Origin of the sequence: Stappia sp. BW2, from assembly GCF_008107695.1 — a bacterium.
Lineage (GTDB): Bacteria > Pseudomonadota > Alphaproteobacteria > Rhizobiales > Stappiaceae > Roseibium.
The window spans coordinates 87,481-103,356 of sequence record NZ_VIRG01000060.1 but is presented as its reverse complement, the minus strand read 5'-3'; the positions used below and the strand labels follow the sequence as shown (position 1 = coordinate 103,356).

14 protein-coding genes are annotated in these 15,876 nt (G+C 60.2%); 8 read left to right on the top strand and 6 right to left on the bottom strand.

The window, feature by feature from the left end; translation table 11 throughout:
* Genes FMN63_RS10105 through FMN63_RS10085 form a run of 5 tightly spaced genes read right to left on the bottom strand, consistent with a single transcriptional unit; the run spans position 1 to position 5,531 of the window.
* A complete protein-coding gene (locus tag FMN63_RS10105; protein WP_148583849.1) occupies positions 1-1,104 on the bottom strand; it encodes an oligopeptide/dipeptide ABC transporter ATP-binding protein in 1,104 nt (367 codons plus the stop codon).
* The gene (locus tag FMN63_RS10100) at positions 1,101-2,090 is read right to left on the bottom strand and encodes an ABC transporter ATP-binding protein (RefSeq protein ID WP_148583848.1); all 990 of its coding nucleotides are present in this window, start codon (positions 2,088-2,090) and stop codon (positions 1,101-1,103) included. Before FMN63_RS10100 ends, FMN63_RS10105 begins: the two co-directional genes overlap by 4 nt.
* The gene (locus FMN63_RS10095) at positions 2,087-2,980 is read right to left on the bottom strand and encodes an ABC transporter permease (protein ID WP_286192581.1); all 894 of its coding nucleotides are present in this window, start codon (positions 2,978-2,980) and stop codon (positions 2,087-2,089) included. Before FMN63_RS10095 ends, FMN63_RS10100 begins: the two co-directional genes overlap by 4 nt.
* The gene (locus FMN63_RS10090) at positions 2,977-3,927 is read right to left on the bottom strand and encodes an ABC transporter permease (protein ID WP_148583847.1); all 951 of its coding nucleotides are present in this window, start codon (positions 3,925-3,927) and stop codon (positions 2,977-2,979) included. The genes FMN63_RS10095 and FMN63_RS10090 overlap by 4 nt, the downstream gene beginning before the upstream one ends.
* Positions 3,927-5,531, bottom strand: a complete 1,605-nt coding sequence (locus FMN63_RS10085; protein ID WP_148583846.1) for an ABC transporter substrate-binding protein — start codon at positions 5,529-5,531, stop codon at positions 3,927-3,929. The genes FMN63_RS10090 and FMN63_RS10085 overlap by 1 nt, the downstream gene beginning before the upstream one ends.
* A 197-nt stretch (positions 5,532-5,728) precedes the next feature.
* Here FMN63_RS10085 and FMN63_RS10080 point away from each other — a divergent pair, with 197 nt between their 5' ends.
* Entirely contained in the window at positions 5,729-6,373 is a 645-nt protein-coding gene (locus FMN63_RS10080; RefSeq protein ID WP_148583845.1) for a GntR family transcriptional regulator, read from the top strand.
* Between the two features lie 199 nt (positions 6,374-6,572).
* Here the strand turns inward: FMN63_RS10080 and FMN63_RS10075 are convergent, their stop codons facing one another.
* Positions 6,573-7,352, bottom strand: coding sequence for an IclR family transcriptional regulator (locus FMN63_RS10075; RefSeq protein ID WP_286192580.1), 780 nt, complete (start codon positions 7,350-7,352; stop codon positions 6,573-6,575).
* Positions 7,353-7,497: 145 nt separating this feature from the next.
* Here FMN63_RS10075 and FMN63_RS10070 point away from each other — a divergent pair, with 145 nt between their 5' ends.
* The 7 genes from FMN63_RS10070 (at position 7,498) to FMN63_RS10040 (ending at position 15,874) form a co-directional block, all read left to right on the top strand.
* Entirely contained in the window at positions 7,498-9,009 is a 1,512-nt protein-coding gene (locus FMN63_RS10070; protein ID WP_148583843.1) for an ABC transporter substrate-binding protein, read from the top strand.
* Positions 9,010-9,078: 69 nt separating this feature from the next.
* On the top strand, positions 9,079-9,996 hold the full coding sequence (locus tag FMN63_RS10065; protein WP_148583842.1) for an ABC transporter permease: 918 nt from the start codon (positions 9,079-9,081) through the stop codon (positions 9,994-9,996).
* A 1-nt stretch (position 9,997) separates the two neighbouring features.
* A complete protein-coding gene (locus FMN63_RS10060; protein WP_148583841.1) occupies positions 9,998-10,897 on the top strand; it encodes an ABC transporter permease in 900 nt (299 codons plus the stop codon).
* Positions 10,894-11,880 carry an ABC transporter ATP-binding protein gene (locus tag FMN63_RS10055; RefSeq protein WP_148583840.1) on the top strand — a complete coding sequence of 329 codons (987 nt, stop codon included), beginning with the start codon at positions 10,894-10,896 and terminating at the stop codon, positions 11,878-11,880. Before FMN63_RS10060 ends, FMN63_RS10055 begins: the two co-directional genes overlap by 4 nt.
* Entirely contained in the window at positions 11,880-12,881 is a 1,002-nt protein-coding gene (locus tag FMN63_RS10050) for an ABC transporter ATP-binding protein (protein ID WP_148583839.1), read from the top strand. Before FMN63_RS10055 ends, FMN63_RS10050 begins: the two co-directional genes overlap by 1 nt.
* Positions 12,882-12,893: 12 nt before the next feature.
* Positions 12,894-14,474, top strand: coding sequence for a gamma-glutamyltransferase family protein (locus FMN63_RS10045; protein ID WP_148583838.1), 1,581 nt, complete (start codon positions 12,894-12,896; stop codon positions 14,472-14,474).
* Positions 14,471-15,874: a M20 family metallopeptidase gene (locus FMN63_RS10040; protein ID WP_148583837.1), complete on the top strand. Its 1,404-nt coding sequence runs from the start codon at positions 14,471-14,473 to the stop codon at positions 15,872-15,874. Before FMN63_RS10045 ends, FMN63_RS10040 begins: the two co-directional genes overlap by 4 nt.
* The last annotated feature ends 2 nt before the right edge of the window (positions 15,875-15,876 follow it).

Sequence of the window (15,876 nt, the reverse complement as noted above, 5' to 3'; positions counted from 1 at the left end):
TTAGTCCCGGGAAAGAGGAGTGTCGGTTTGGTTTTGAATGTCAGCGGCAGCCGGCGAAGACATGTCCGCGTCAGAAACAAGGGGCAGCCCTTCGCCGTCTGACAAAGGGTGAAGGCAGGCAACGGATCGCCCGACACCGTGCTGTGCGAGATAGGGATCACGGGTCCGGCAATCGCCCTTCACAGAAGGGCAGCGGGTGGAAAACCGGCACCCTTTTGGAAGATCCAGCGGGCTGGGTATCTCGCCTGGCAGAGGCTCTGGCAAAGGTTCGAAGAAACGCGGCGCGGCGGCCCTCAGAGCGGCGGAATAGGGATGAGCCGGTGCGGCAAGAACATCGTTCGTCGCACCTGTTTCGACTATCCGGCCGAGATACATGATCGCGATCTTTTCGCAAAGGTAGCTGGCGACACCCAGATCGTGGGTGATGAAGACCAACGTCAGGCCCATGTCCTGTTGCAGGCCACGGAGCAGGGTCAGAAGCTGCGCCTGGGTGGAAACGTCTAGGCCCGAAACGGCCTCGTCCGCCACCAGAACGGAGGGTTCGCTCGCCAGCGCGCGCGCAATAGCCACCCGGCGAACCTGACCGCCCGAAAGACCGGAAGGATAGCGCTGCGCCGAATCCACCGGAAGGCCGACCCGGTCAAGCAGCTGGGCAACGCGAGCAGGCTCTTCCTCGCGCGAAACGATGCCGAAATGCCGGAGCGGTTCGGCAATGAGCGCGCCCACCGTCATGCGTGGATCGAGAGACCCTCTGGCGTCCTGATAGACAAGCGCGACATCGCGCGCGAATTCGGTGCCCTTGCTGCGCACGTCCGAGATCGGCCGGCCACGATAGTTGGCTCGCCCGTCGGTGGGGGCATCCAGCCCGAGGAGAACCCTCAGCAGCGTGGATTTCCCCGAACCGCTTTCTCCCACGAGGGCGAGTGAGGCTCCGTCGTTTATGCGAAGTCGCACGCCGTCGAGCGCTTTCAGCCCCACCGTTTCCCGGCTGAACCGGCGTCCGGGTTTGGGCACCTGAAAGGTTTTCTCCACGTCGATCAACTCGAAGACGGGCGTATTGGCTGCGGGTTTGTCGCGCAGCGGTTCTGAGCGTGTTCTGGTCATTCCGGATTCCAGCAGGCAAAGGCGTGATCGGACGCGCCGTCGCGGTCGTCGCTGGCGGGCGTCAGAGGGGGCATTTCAGCGGCGCACCGCGGCAGTGCCCGCGGACAACGGGTGGCAAAACGGCACCCTGGCGGCATGCTGTCATGTGACGGAACGGTCCCCTCCGGGGCCTCCAGGTCCTGCCGTCCAATTTCCAGAACGCAAGATTTGAGCTGCCTGGTATAGGGGTGACGATGCCGTTCCAGAACGTCGCGGGCCGGGCCGCACTCCACCACCTGCCCGGCATAAAGAACCACGATCCTGTCGCAGGACTGGCTGGCAAGAGCGAGGTCGTGCAGAACGAAGATGCAGCTTGCCCCCCGGGCCCGTGTCTGGGACAGGATCAGCCGCACGATCTGCGCCTGGATCGTTACGTCGAGCGCCGAAGTCGGCTCATCGGCCAGAAGAAGGTCCGGATTGCATGCAAGCGCAATCGCGACCATCACCCGTTGCTGCATGCCACCCGAGAGTTGGTGAGGAAAAGCGGAAAGCCGGGCCTCGGCGTCGTTGATCCCGACGGAGGAAAACAGGTCTACAGCCCGCGCGCGTGCGTCCCGCCGCGAGAGGCCCAAATTTCGGCGCAAGGCACTGATCAGCTGTCGTCCGACCGTATAGGCCGGATTCAGAGCGGCCCCGGCGTCCTGAAAGATCATCGAGATGCGCTGGCCCCGGAGCTTCACAAGTTGCTTCGAAGGCAGCGACAGCAGGTCGCCCGTGCCCTCAAGCTCCGCATGCCCCTCGACCTTGGCACCACTCAGAAGCCCCATGAGCGCGGTTGCGATCGTGGATTTGCCTGCACCGCTTTCACCGACGAGAGCAAGTGTCTCGCCTTTTTCGACCGTCAGCTTTACCCGGTCGAGGATCTTCGCCGCACCGCGGTGAACACTCAGGTCATCCACGATCAGGAGCGGCTGCGGAGCGGGGGTCAGGGTCGGTGTCCCGGTCATGCGCCCCTCCTCAATTTTGGATCGAATTCTTCGCGAACCCCATCGCCGACGATGGAAAGCGCAATCAGAAGCAGAGCCAGTGCGAACCCCGGCATGGCCGACATCCAGGGCGCAAAGCTTACGAAGGCCCGGCCTTCTGCAATCATCAGCCCCCAGTCCGGCGTGGGCGGTGTCACACCGATGCCGAGAAAGGAAAGCGACGAGGACACGAGGATCGCTTCAGAAATACGGATCGTGACCTGCACCGCCAGAGGGAAGATCACATTCGGCAGGATATGGCGCCAGATCACCTTGAGCCGGGGGATCGACATCAGGTGCGCCGCCTCCACGAACAGCTGCACGCGTACCTGCATGACGTCCGCCCTGACGGTTCTCGCAAATGGCCCGATCAGAGAAAGCCCCACGGCGATGATCACCTTGTCGACCCCCTGCCCCAGGATGGCGATAAAGGCGACGGCGAGGATCAGGGACGGCAGGGCCAGGATGGAATCGATCAGCCGCATCAGCACCCATTCCACCCAGCCACCGGAAAGACCGGCGGCAAGCCCGACGACGAGCCCGCCCGTCGCACCGATCAGCACCGAGAAGAAGCCGATGGCCAGCGCATAGCGGGCACCGAAGATCACCCGGGAGAGAATGTCCTTGCCATAACTGTCGGTGCCAAGCGGATGCGCCACGGATGGCGGCTTCATCATGGCATCAATCGATTGGGCAACAGGGCTGTAAGGCGTAATCCAGGGCGCAAACACTGACGCCAGAACGTAGCCCAGCGCAACCAGCAGCGCGGCGGTAAAGAACGGACGGCGGACGAAGATGGACCGGCCCGCGGTCGTTTTTATGGCCTGAGCACCGGAATGCCCGGAAGGTTCGGAAATATCTGGATGCGTCACTTGCGGTCCCTCAGCCGTGGGTCGAGCAGGGGATAGGACAAATCAACCAGCAGGTTGACCCCAATGAACAACGTCGCAGTCATCATCACACCGGCCTGAACGACGGCGTATTCGCGCCCGAGCACAGCACTTGTAAGCATCTGACCGATACCGGGAAGATTGAAGACTGTTTCGGTGAGGACCGTGCCCTGCAGCAGCACCCCGAGTTGCAGTCCAAGAATGGTGACCAGAGGCATGGCGATATTGCGCACGCCATGAACCCAGATAACCCGCCAGTTTGGTTCGCCGCGCGCCCGGGCGGCGGCGATATAGGGCTGCTCGAGCACTTCGATCAGCGTTGCCCGCGTCAGGCGGGTGATCATGGCGATGAAATAGGTGGACAGCGTGAGGGAGGGCAGGATGATGTGATAGATCCCCGTCCAGAAATCCTGCCACGGCGAGACGTAGCCCATAACGGGAAAGAGCCCGAGCTTCACGCCGAAGAACCAGATCAGCAGGATCCCCAGAAGGAAGGAAGGGAAAGCCGTGCCGGTAAGCGCGAAGACGGCTGCCCCCGCGTCGAAGGCCGTATCTTTCTTGACCGCCGACAGCACGCCAAGCGGCACACCGATGAGAATGGCGAATGCCAGCGAGAACGACGCCAGCGTCAAGGTTACCGGCAGCGCCTCCTTGAAGGCATGGGTGAAAATGTCGGTATGGGCCACGAAAGACGTCCCCCAGTCACCTTGGACGAAGTTCAGGGCCCAGTGGGCATATTGCACGAGAAAAGGCTGATCGAGCCCCATCTCGGCAACGAGAGACTCGTAAGCCTCCGGTGAATATTCGGAACCGAGCATGATCTGTACCGGGTCGCCCGGTGCCAGCTTCAGAAGACCGAAACTGGCGACCGAGACGACGAAGAGTACAGCAAGCGTCTGCCCGATCCTGGCAAGCGCATGCAGCAACATCAGGCGAGGCTCACCGTATGCAGATTGACGAGATCGGCAGGGATGTAGTTGAAACCCTGTACCTTTTTGGAGAACACCTTGTAGATCGGCATATGCGCCATGACCGCGATCGGCGCCTCGTCCATCAGAAGGTCTTCGGCAGCATAGTAGAGCTTCCGACGCTCGGCCACGTCCAGAACGACCTGGGCTTTGGCGCAATAGTCGTCGAAGTCAGTGTTCTTCCAGCCACAGAAGTTCCACGCGCCATCCGACTTGAACTCCGGATAGATCGTTTCGTCGGGATCGAGATCGGCGACCCATTCGAAATCATAAAGATCGAACTCGCCGGAGTTGCGTCTGCTGACCCATGCTGCGGGCTCGATAAGCTCCAGGTTTACCTTGATGCCGATCTGTTCGAGCATCGGGGCGACGGTCTGGGCTATTCGGGTACCGACCGGCCCACGCTCGGCCATGATATAATTGACCTCGACCTCGCCCTGGTTGGCGGCCTTTGACCGGAATTCCTTCGCCTTGACCAGATCGAACCACTGGCCGCGGCCCGATTCTGCGATATTGGGATCGAAGAAACCGCTCATGGGCGGGGAAATCGGCGTATAGGCCTGCTGGGCCTTGCCAAAATAGGCTTGCTTGACGAGCGTTTCGCGGTCGAGTGCCCATGCCACCGCACGGCGCAGGTTCATATCGTCGAAGGGCGCCCTGCGGCAGTTCATGCCGACGAAGGTGTAGTTACCCTCGATAGCGCCGTACAGCTCGGCTTCGGGGAAGGCTGCAACCTGGTCGACCAGCTGCATCGGGCAGTCGGTCATGCCATCGATCTGGCCCGAAAACAGGGCGGCAAGCGCGGTCGAGGCTTCGCGCATCAGCACGAACGTGGCGCGCTCCAGTTTCGGCAGGCCGGGTTCGAAATAGTCTGGATTTGCTTCCAGCTCGATCGCATCGTTTTCCTTCCAGGAAACGAACTTGAACGGACCCGTGCCGACCGGATTGCGGCCATACTCAGTGCCGTATTTCTCGACTGCGGCCGGGCTGACGATCGTTCCCGCGCGCCCGGTGGAGCCGTTGAGCGCGACCGGCAGGAACGCGTAGGGCTTGGAGAACTTGAGCCGGACCGTAAGCGGATCGACAATCTCGATCTCGTCCAGAAGGCTCAGCTTCCAGGCGTGGGGGGACGTCGGCTTGCCATCTCTGACGCGAAGAAGCGAGAACTTGACGGCCTCTGCATCGCAGGGCGTTCCGTCGTGAAACTTGACGCCGTCACGCAGCTTGAAGAGATGGGTCTTGTCGTCTTCCAGATCCCAGGTTTCAGCCAGATCCGGCTCGAACCGGACAGTCTCGCCGTCATAGGTGATCTTGAGAAGACCGTTGTGAATGTTGTTGATGATCTGAATCGCGGACAGGAACCCGGTGAAGTGGGGATCCAGAGTGTCGATGACTTTCACCGACGCGATTTTGATATGGCCGCTCTGTTGCGCGCGCGCTACGCCGGGAATACCGCTGACGCCGGCTGCGACAATGCCGGCCCCCATTCCTTTCAGAAGCGTTCTACGTCCCAGCTGTGTGGAAAGCCGCTCGGCCAGGATCTTCCTGTGGTCTATATCGGTCATTACGTCTCTCTCTGGTTGGCATCCTTTATTTCCTTCCCTAGCTCCTGGGTTTCGGGCGACCGGCCTTTGGCTCTGTTCGCCCACAGATCAGATATCGCAACCTCCCGCTGCAATCGCCGATCCGATAGCCGAACGTTGACACGAAATGTATACATGTGCAAGCTAACAGTGCACATTAAATAACCGGGACAAACCGCATGACCGGGAGAACCGCCGATACCATTCTCGACGCCCTGATAGCCCGTATTGTCTCTGGCCAGTTGCCTCCGGGCGATCCGCTGGCGGAACAGACCCTTGCCGAACAGTTCGGCGTATCGCGAACCCCGGTGCGCGAGGCGCTACACCGGCTGGAACAGGTGAACCTTGCCGTGCGGGGCGCCCGCCGCGCCTTCGTGGTGCGCGAAATGAAGGCCGAGGAACTTTCCGAACTGTTTGAAGCGGTTGGCGAGGTGGAGAGCGCGCTGGCAAGCCTCGCGGCGCATCGCATGAGCGAGATAGAGCGCTGCACGCTACAGGCGATTCTGGAGGAAGGGGAAGCCTGCGGCGATGATCCGAAAGCCTATGGCGAGGTCAACGCCCGCTTCCACGAGGCGATCAACGCCGGCGCCCACAATACGGTTCTCGCCGCAACATGGGCGGAGTTGAACACCCGCACACTGCCCTGGCGTGTGGCGAATTTTACCAAAGACCAGCGCAGGCTTGTCAGCTCGCGCGCCGAGCACCGGGCGATTACAGAAGCCATCGTTGCCCAGAACGCCGAAAAGACACGCCGCCTGATGCGCAGCCACGTCGCCGCCTCTTACACCGTTGCGGCAAGGCTACTGGCAAAACGGACACGTTGAGGCCTTTACGGGTCTTCTAAAAGGGTCCCGCCGCAGAAAATCGCTCCACTGACGCAGAACAGGCTGACGATTTTGGCCCGATTTGCGGTGTTTTCCCCGTTTCGGCTGTCCAAAGTTTTTGCGTCTCGCCCCAATTTTGAGCAGATCTTTCTCCACTCCTTTGGAGCCGGTTTCTGCACCGGCACGCAACCCTTTCGCCTCAACGCAGCAGGTTGATTGAATTGGCGACTTCCATGAGTCTTGGCGCGATTTCATTGTGAACGCGGTCGAGCGACCATTTTTGCGAAGACACCGAACATTGGACGGTGCCCGCGACCCTGCCCATCCGGTCGAACACCGGTGCCGCGATGCCAATTTCATTGATGATGTTCTGGTTGACCGCAATGCCGTATCCCTGTTGCCCGGCTTCCTCAACTTCCCTTGCAATCTGCGACCGATCCGTCACCGTCCGGGGCGTAATCCTGTCGATGGGCCAGGTCTCTAGCGCCAACTGGCGTTCTTCCTCGCTCATATGGGCCAGCATGATGCGACCGGACGATGAACTCAGTGCCTGCACCTTGTTGCCGACCACCATGGCCGCGAAACTGGTGAGCTGGGTTGGAATGCGGATGACATAGATGATGTCGGAGCCGGCGAGCCTGGCGGCATTCACCCGCTCTCCGAGATCGCGGCTGAGGTCGATCAGCTTTGGCATGGCCAACTGGACGAAGGGATCGGACCACAAATAGGCGGCCGCGAGTTCCATGAACTTCAAGGACGGCCGGAAACGCCTGCTTTCCGGGTCCTTTTCGAGATAGCCGGTCTTGTGAAGCGTGTTGGTGAACCGTTGCGCCGCGCTCTTGTCCAGTCCGACGACTTCGGCAAGCTCCGTCAAACCCAGTTCGGTGCGGTGCGCATTGAAGGCGGCCATGATTCGCAGCCCTTTTTCCAGCGATCCGACAAACAGCGTGTCCTGTTTTTCCTGAGCTCTTTTCGCCACTTGATTAGCCCTGCCTAACTTTGGGGCACCGCTCGCTTGACAAGGCGCCCGAGATAAATGCAACATATGATTATAAGATAAAAAGTATTAAATAATAATACAAGCAAAATCAACCAGAGGGTCGGCTTCGGCCGGTTTTGAACAGATGAAACCAATCATAGCGACAGGTGCGATCGCTCTTGCCGCCGCTCTCTCAAGCGGTCAGGCATTTGCGAACAAGGCGGACGACACACTTCACACCGCCTTTTCAAAAGAACTGGAAACCACCGACTTCTACTTCCAGTCGGCGCGTGAAGGCACGATCCTGGCTCGTCAGGTCTGGGACGGTCTCGTGTACCGCGATCAAAAGACCGGGGAATACATCGGCAACCTGGCGTCTTCCTGGGAGTGGATCGACGACACCACACTGGAATTCAAGCTGCGTGAAGGCATCAAGTTCCACAATGGCGAAGAGTTCGATGCCGACGATGTCGTCTACACCGTCAACTACGTCGTTGATCCGGACAATCACGTGGTCGTCCCTGGCAACGTCAACTGGATGGAAAGCGCGGAAAAGATCGACAAGTACACCGTGCGGATCCACACCAAAGGTCCTTTCCCGGCTGCGCTTGAATATCTGGCCGGGCTGGTGTCCATTTATCCGAATGAGTATTACGCCGAGGTCGGGCCGACCGGAATGGGTCAGAAGCCCGTCGGAACGGGCCCCTACATGGTTGAAAGCGTCGACCCCGGCAAACACTACGTTCTCAAGAAATACGACGACTATCACGAAAGCCCGAAGGGCAAAGCCTCCATCGGAACCATCGATATCAGGACCATTCCGGACGTGAACACGCAGATGGCCGAGCTCTTCTCCGGCGGCATCGACATGATCTGGAACGTTCCGTCCGATCAGGCCACACAGCTCAAGGCGATGGACCAATTCACCGTCTCCAACGAGAGCACCATGCGGATCGGGTACATCACGATGGATGCCGCCGGCCGCGGCGGTGAAAATCCGTTCCAGAAAAAGGAAGTTCGTGAGGCCGTTGGATATGCAATCGACCGTCAGGCGATTGTCGACAACCTCCTTCAGGGCAGCTCGAAAGTAGTTCCGTCCGCCTGCTACCCGAGCCAGTTCGGCTGCGAGCAGGACGTGAAAGCCTATCCGTACGATCCCGAGAAGGCCAAGGAGTTGCTGGCTGAGGCTGGTTATCCGGATGGTTTCACGATCGACTTCTATGCCTACCGCAACCGGCCATATGCGGAAGCCATGATGGCCTATCTGGCTGAGGTCGGCATCAAGACCGATCTCAACTACCTGCAATACTCAGCTCTGCGTGAGATGCAGCAGAAAGGCGATGCCGGCTTCGGGTTCCTGACTTGGGGCTCCAACTCGATTGCGGACGTCTCGGCAATCACCAGCCTCTTCTTCAAGTTCGGCAACCAGGATTTCGCCCGTGACGAAGAGGTCAAGAACTGGCTGGATGCCGGTGATACGACGGTTGACGGCGAAGTTCGCAAGGAAAACTACTCCAAGGCGCTGAAGAAGATCGCGGACGAGGCCTACTGGATCCCGCTGTTCTCCTACAACACCAACTACGTCTTCACGAAGGAAGTCGACTTCTCGCCGTCGCCGGATGAAATCGTCCGCTTCTTCGAGATGAGCTGGAAATAAGACGGCCCTGCCGTCCTGGTCCCGCTCTCTACTGGAGAGCGGGACGTCCCTCGTGTTGGAGTGCACTTTATGCTTGCCTTTGCTCTCAAGCGGCTTGGCCTGGCCGTTCTGGTGACGTTCACCGTTTCGGCGATAAGCTTCTCGCTTCTACATCTGTCAGGAGATCCGGCCACCGCGATCGCCGGAGAAAACGCGACCGAAGCCGATATTGCAGCAATCAACGAACAGTATGGTTTCGACCGGCCTTTCGCAGAACAATATGCAGAATGGCTTTGGAACGCCGTACAGGGCGACTTCGGCCAGAGCTATTACTTCAAGCTTCCGGTGGCGGAACTTATCGCCGACCGTCTATCCGTCACGATGACGCTTGGCGTATGCGCGATTTCCTTTGCGCTGCTGACGGCCGTTCCGCTCGGGGTCCTTGCTGCGATCCGGCCAAACTCGCTGATCGACCGTATTGCTCTCTTCATATCAGTCGCCGGTCAGGCCATGCCGAGTTTCTGGTTTGGGCTGATCATGATCGTTGTCTTCTCGATCAAGTTCCGCCTTCTGCCGCCTTCAGGGTCCGAGACATGGCGGCACTTCATCATGCCGACCATCGTGCTTGGCTACTACGCCATGCCCGCGATCATGCGGCTCACTCGTGCAGGTATGCTGGAAGTGCTGAACGCTGACTACGTCCGCACAGCGCGTGCCAAAGGGGCAGGTGCAGGACGAGTGCTGTTCAAACACGCTCTGCGAAACGCAATCGTTCCGGTGGTCTCGCTCTCTGCGGTGCAGATGGGCTTCATGCTCGGCGGCTCCATCGTCGTAGAATCCATTTTCGCCCTGCACGGCGCAGGGTATCTCGCATGGGAATCCATCGGCCGTCACGACCTGCCGACCGTTCAGGCCCTTATCCTGATCTTTTCCTGCTTCTACATCCTCTTCACCTTGCTGTCGGACCTGGCAAACGCCTGGCTCGACCCGCGCATCAGGGTAGGCTGATATGACGAGCGCTTCCGCACAAACCTCAGAAAGCATCGTCGCTGTCAGCCGCAGCGTCCTGCTTCGCCGCCGCGTCTTCGGGCATTACGGCCTTCTGTTCGGCCTCGCCGTCCTCGGCATCGTCGTCGCAGCGGCAGTCTTCGCTCCGCTGCTGGCAGAGCACAGCCCCTACACGCAAAATCTCGCAGCCAGAATGAAACCGCCCTTCTGGATGGCCGGATCTGATCCTTCCCATCTGCTGGGCACCGATCAGCTGGGTCGTGACTACCTGGCTCGCCTGCTCTACGGTGCCCGCATATCGCTGCTGATCGGTCTGGTCACAGCCCTTATCTCCGGCCTCATCGGCACCGCGCTTGGTGTTGCTGCCGGTTATTTCGGCGGCAAAGTCGATCTTGCGGTGACATTCCTCATCAACGTGCGCCTCGCAATGCCGGTGGTCCTGGTGGCCCTTGCCATCGTTGCCCTGTTCGGCGGTTCGCTTCAGATCGTCATCCTCGTGCTGGGCTTCCTGCTCTGGGACCGTTTTGCCGTCGTCATGCGTTCGTCCGTCATGCAGATACGTGGATTGGAGTACGTCAATGCGGCCCGCGCAATCGGCTGCTCCACGCCGCGCATCCTGTTGTCGGAAATCATGCCCAATGTGGCCAACAACCTCATCGTGGTCATGACGCTTGAAATGGCGCACGCCATTCTTCTGGAGGCTGCGCTTTCCTTTCTGGGCCTGGGCGTTCAGCCCCCCACGCCTTCCTGGGGCCTGATGATTTCAGAAGGCAAGGAAATGATGCTGTTCCAGCCCTGGCTGATCACCATTCCAGGCATTGCCCTCTTCCTTCTGGTTCTAGCGATCAATCTCCTCGGAGACGGGCTGCGCGATGTCACTGCACCGGAGGCCAAGGGATGAACGACCCCATTCTCAACGTCAAGAACCTGACAGTCGACATCCCCGTCAGCGGCGGCACGCTGCATGCGGTGCGCGGTATCGATTTCGAGCTGAACCGTGGCGAAACCCTCTGCATCGTCGGTGAATCGGGATCGGGCAAATCGCTGACATCGCTTGCCGTCATGGGCCTGCTCGGGAAACGGCTGCAGGTCCGCGCCGACAAGATGGAATTCGAAGGCCGTGACCTCGGATCGATGCCGCAAAGGCAAATGCAGGCGCTCAGGGGCGACCGCATGGCGATGATCTTCCAGGAACCGATGACCTCGCTCAACCCGGCTTATACGATCGGCGATCAGCTCTGCGAAGCGTTGCGCCTGCATCGCAAGGTATCGAAAGCGGAGGCCATGGCCCGGGCAGCCGACCTTCTCGGCAAGGTCGGTATCACGGCGGCGGAAAGCCGTCTCCGGCAATTTCCACACCAGCTTTCCGGCGGTCTGCGCCAGCGGGTGATGATTGCCATGTCGCTGATGTGCGAACCGGATCTGATTATCGCCGACGAGCCGACGACAGCCCTCGACGTGACGATCCAGGCTCAGATCCTGCGCCTGCTTGCGGACCTCAAACGAGAGATGAACATGGCCCTGATCCTCGTCACCCACGACCTCGGCGTGGTCGCGCGCATCGCGGACAAGGTGGCCGTGATGTATGCCGGCGAGATCGTGGAAAGCGGCTCCGCCAAGGAGATTTTCGACGCCCCCTCTCATCCCTATACCCGCGGGCTGCTCAACTGTATTCCCGTGCCTGGAAAGACCAAACCGGGCGAACCGCTCGGTTCCATCCCGGGGATCGTTCCATCCCTCATCGGCGATGTCTCCGGATGCGCGTTCCGCAGCCGCTGCAACCAAGCGATTGAGGCCTGCGCCTCGACCGTTCCCGAACGCTCTGCCGGCGGTGAGCACAAGTACAGATGCATTCATACCCAGCTGACCAGCGAGGTGGCGTGATGTCAGGCATGAAAAACCGTGAACCGGTGCTGGAGCTCACCAACATCACCAAGACCTATCAGGTCAAACAGGGCATGTTCTCCAAGCCGAAACCGCTGCAGGCACTCGGCGGCGTCTCCTTGCGCATTCACAAGAAGGACGTTCTGGGCCTCGTCGGGGAATCGGGCTGCGGCAAGTCGACCCTGGCCAAGATCCTGCTCGGACTGGAGCGCCCGACAAGCGGCGAAGTTCTGGTGGATGGCAAGGAGATCGGTCCGAGCGATCGGCAACTGCTGGCCCGACGCATCCAGCCGATTTTCCAGGACCCCTATTCCTCACTCAACCCGCGAAAGTCCATCGAGGAAATCGTCTCACTGCCGCTGGTGGTCCACAACATCGGCGACAGCGCGTCTCGCAGCCAGGCGGTTACAAAGATGCTCGATCTCGTGGGCCTGCCCGAACGCGTTCGGCGGGGCTACCCCGGACAGCTGTCGGGCGGCCAGCGCCAACGTGTCGCAATTGCCCGCGCTCTGGTGATCAATCCGGAAATCGTCATCTGCGACGAACCAACCTCTGCGCTCGACGTGTCAATCCAGTCGCAGATCCTGAACCTGCTTGCCGATCTTCGCGAGGAGCTCGGGCTCACCTATCTCTTTATCAGCCACAATCTGGCGGTCGTCGAGCATCTTGCGACCCGTGTCGCGGTCATGTATCTCGGCCGGATCGTCGAAGAGTCCTCGGCAGCCGATCTCTTTGCCGGTCCGAAACATCCCTATACCCGGGCACTGCTGGATTCGGTTCTGACACCCGATCCCTCGCTCTCAGTTCCCGACATTCACCTGGGAGCTACATTTCCAAATCCGATATCCCCTCCATCCGGATGTCACTTTCATCCCCGCTGCCCGATTGCGACGGACCTTTGCGCCTCAAAAGCCCCCCCGCACATCCAGGCAGGTGCGTCTCACGTCGACTGCCATTTCTACAAGAAGAGTGCAGACGGGCTTTCCCTCCAGCCAGTTTGACACCAAGATCAGATGAATAATTTCTCCACGACACAGAACGTCCGCAAACGCGTCACCGCCACCCACGGCGGTGTCGTCGCGGCCCAGCACCGCAAGGCAGCAGAAGTCGGCGCCGCCATTCTGGAAAGCGGCGGCGATGCCATGGACGCGGCCGTTGCGACCTCCTTTGCGATTGGCGTCGTCGAACCCTGGATGAGCGGGCCGGCCGGCGGCGGCTGCATGATGATCTGGCGCGAGGCCGAGCAGAAGGCCTACACGCTGTTCTTCGGCATGCGGTCTCCAAAAGCGCTCGATCCTGCGGACTATCCGCTGGACGGCTCGGGCAAGTCCTCCGACCTTTTTCCCTGGCTCTCGGTGAAGGACGACCGGAATGTCCAGGGAGCCACCGCAATTGCTGTTCCCGGCACCGTCGCCGGCATGGAACTGGCACACAAGAATTTCGGCCGGATCGGCTGGAAGGACTTGCTGTCACCGGCCGTGAGCCTTGCCAAAGACGGCCTGTTGGTCGACTGGTACGCATCCCTGATCATTGCCTCCACCACGCGTGAACTGGCCAAGGATCCAGATGCGGCGAAGCTCTTCCTTGAAGACGGGCAATGGCCGACCATTGCTGGCTGGACCGCACTTTCCCAGAAAAGGCTCGATATGGGCCAATTGGCCCAAACGCTGCAACGGCTTGCCGACGCAGGCGCGCGCGATTTTTACGAAGGCGACATTGCCAGGGCCATGGTCGCGGACGTCAGCGCCAAAGGCGGGTCGCTCAGCCTCGCCGACCTGAAGGCCTATCGGGCTGACCTGCGGGACGCGATCAGTGTTCCCTATCGCGGCGGCATGGTGCATGCTTCCAAAGGCCTGACGGCGGGGCCGAACCTCGCTGAGTGCCTCTCCACGATGCAACAGGCCTTTGAGCCGGGCGCTTCGCCCGATGGCGCAAGTTATGGCGCAATGGTCGACGCGCTCGGGACCACCTACAGAAACCGGTTGAAGACCATGGGCGATCAGGATGCGCCGCACGCGCCGTCCTGCACGACCCATTTTTCCGTTGTCGACCGGGATGGCAACATGGTCGCGGTCACCCAGACCCTGCTTTCCATCTTCGGGTCGCGTGTGGTGTCCCCCTCAACGGGTCTTCTCATGAACAACGGCATCATGTGGTTCGACCCGGAACCCGGCAAACCGAATTCACTCGCGCCCGACAAGGGCTGCCTGATGAATGTCTGCCCGACGCTCGGCGAGATTGGCGGCCGGCGCTTTGCCATCGGCGCTTCGGGCGGGCGCAAGATTCTGCCTGCTGTTCTCAATCTGACGTCCTTCATGATGGATTTCGGACTGGATCTGGAGGGCGCATTCCACCAGCCACGCGTCGACAACTCCGGTTCAGAGATCACCATCGCAGACGAAGACCTGGCTCCCGAGATCCTCGCCTCGCTGGAGAAGATACAGCCGACTGTCACGGCCAAGCGCACGGTCTATCCCTATGCTTTCGCCTGCCCCGCCGGGGTGATGCGCGAAAATGGAATGAATACCGGCTGCACGGAAATCATGTCCCCCTGGGGCGATGCCGTGGCCGAAAAGGAAATTAAATCAGCATGACATCCCGCGCATCCGCACTTAATGACATTGAAGCCTACGCCGATCAGGGTGGTTTTGTCGAAGAACTATCCAGGCTCGTTTCCTATCCGACCGAAAGCCAGGAAGAGTCCCGGCGGGACGACCTTTTCCGTTACCTGAACGAAGCCGCCATCGTCATGCTGAATGACATCGGTTTCACCTGCCGTATCCTGGAAAATCCGAAGGCACCCCACCTTCCGTTTCTTTATGCCGAACGGATCGAAAATCCCGATTTCGAGACCATCTTGATCTACGGGCACGGCGATGTGATCCGCGCCCAGACAGACCAGTGGCGCGAGGGCCTGGATCCGTTCAAGGTGGTTGTCGAAGGCGACAAGATCTATGGCCGCGGAACAGCGGACAACAAGGGTCAGCACCTGATCAACATTGCCGCGCTCCGCTCGGTCGTAAAAACGCGTGGTGCGCTCGGTTTCAATGCGAAGATCATTTTGGAAATGGCCGAAGAATGCGGATCACCCGGGCTGGTAGAGCTTCTTTCGGCCCACAAGGACCTCCTGAAGTCCGATGTCCTGATCGCGTCCGACGGACCGCGCCTGCATCCTGAAAAACCGACATTGTTCATGGGATCGCGGGGGGCGGTGAATTTCGACCTGCGCGTTAAATATCGCGACGGTGCGCATCACTCGGGCAATTGGGGCGGGTTGTTGAAAGATCCTGCGGTTGTCCTGGCGCACGCCCTTTCTTCCATCGTCGACCGCCGCGGCCAGATCAGATTGCTGGAATGGCGCCCGACAAGCCTGACGCCCGAGATCCGCGAGGCTCTTGAAGGCTGCCCGGTCGGCGGGTTCGAGGGGCCCTCCATCGACGAGGACTGGGGCGAAGAAAGCCTGACGCCGTCAGAACGCGTGTTCGGCTGGAATTCCTTTGCGGTGCTGGCGCAGAAGAGCGGCGTACCGGAAGCCCCGGTGAATGCGATTTCCGGCTGGGCGACGGCCCACTGTCAACTTCGCTATGTCGTTGGCACCGACCCGGAGGACATCCTGCCGGCTCTTCGCCGACACCTCGACCGCGAGGGCTTCAATGACGTGCAGATCGTACCGATGAAGCTTGGCAGCTTCCATGCGACGCGTCTCGATCCCTCGCACCCCTGGGTGTTGCGGGTTGCCGCTTCCGTTGAGGGGACAACGGGCAAGAAACCGGTGCTTCTGCCCAATCTCGCCGGATCCATTCCCAACGAAGGTTTTTCCGAAACGCTCGGCCTGCCGACAGTCTGGCTGCCCCATTCCTATCCGGGCTGTTCTCAACATGCCCCGGACGAGCACCTGCTCATGTCTACGAGCCGTGAAGCCTTGCGAATGATGACCGGCCTTTTCTGGGATATAGGTGACACCGAGGCCGCCCGGTCCGGCTCGGCCTCATAGCG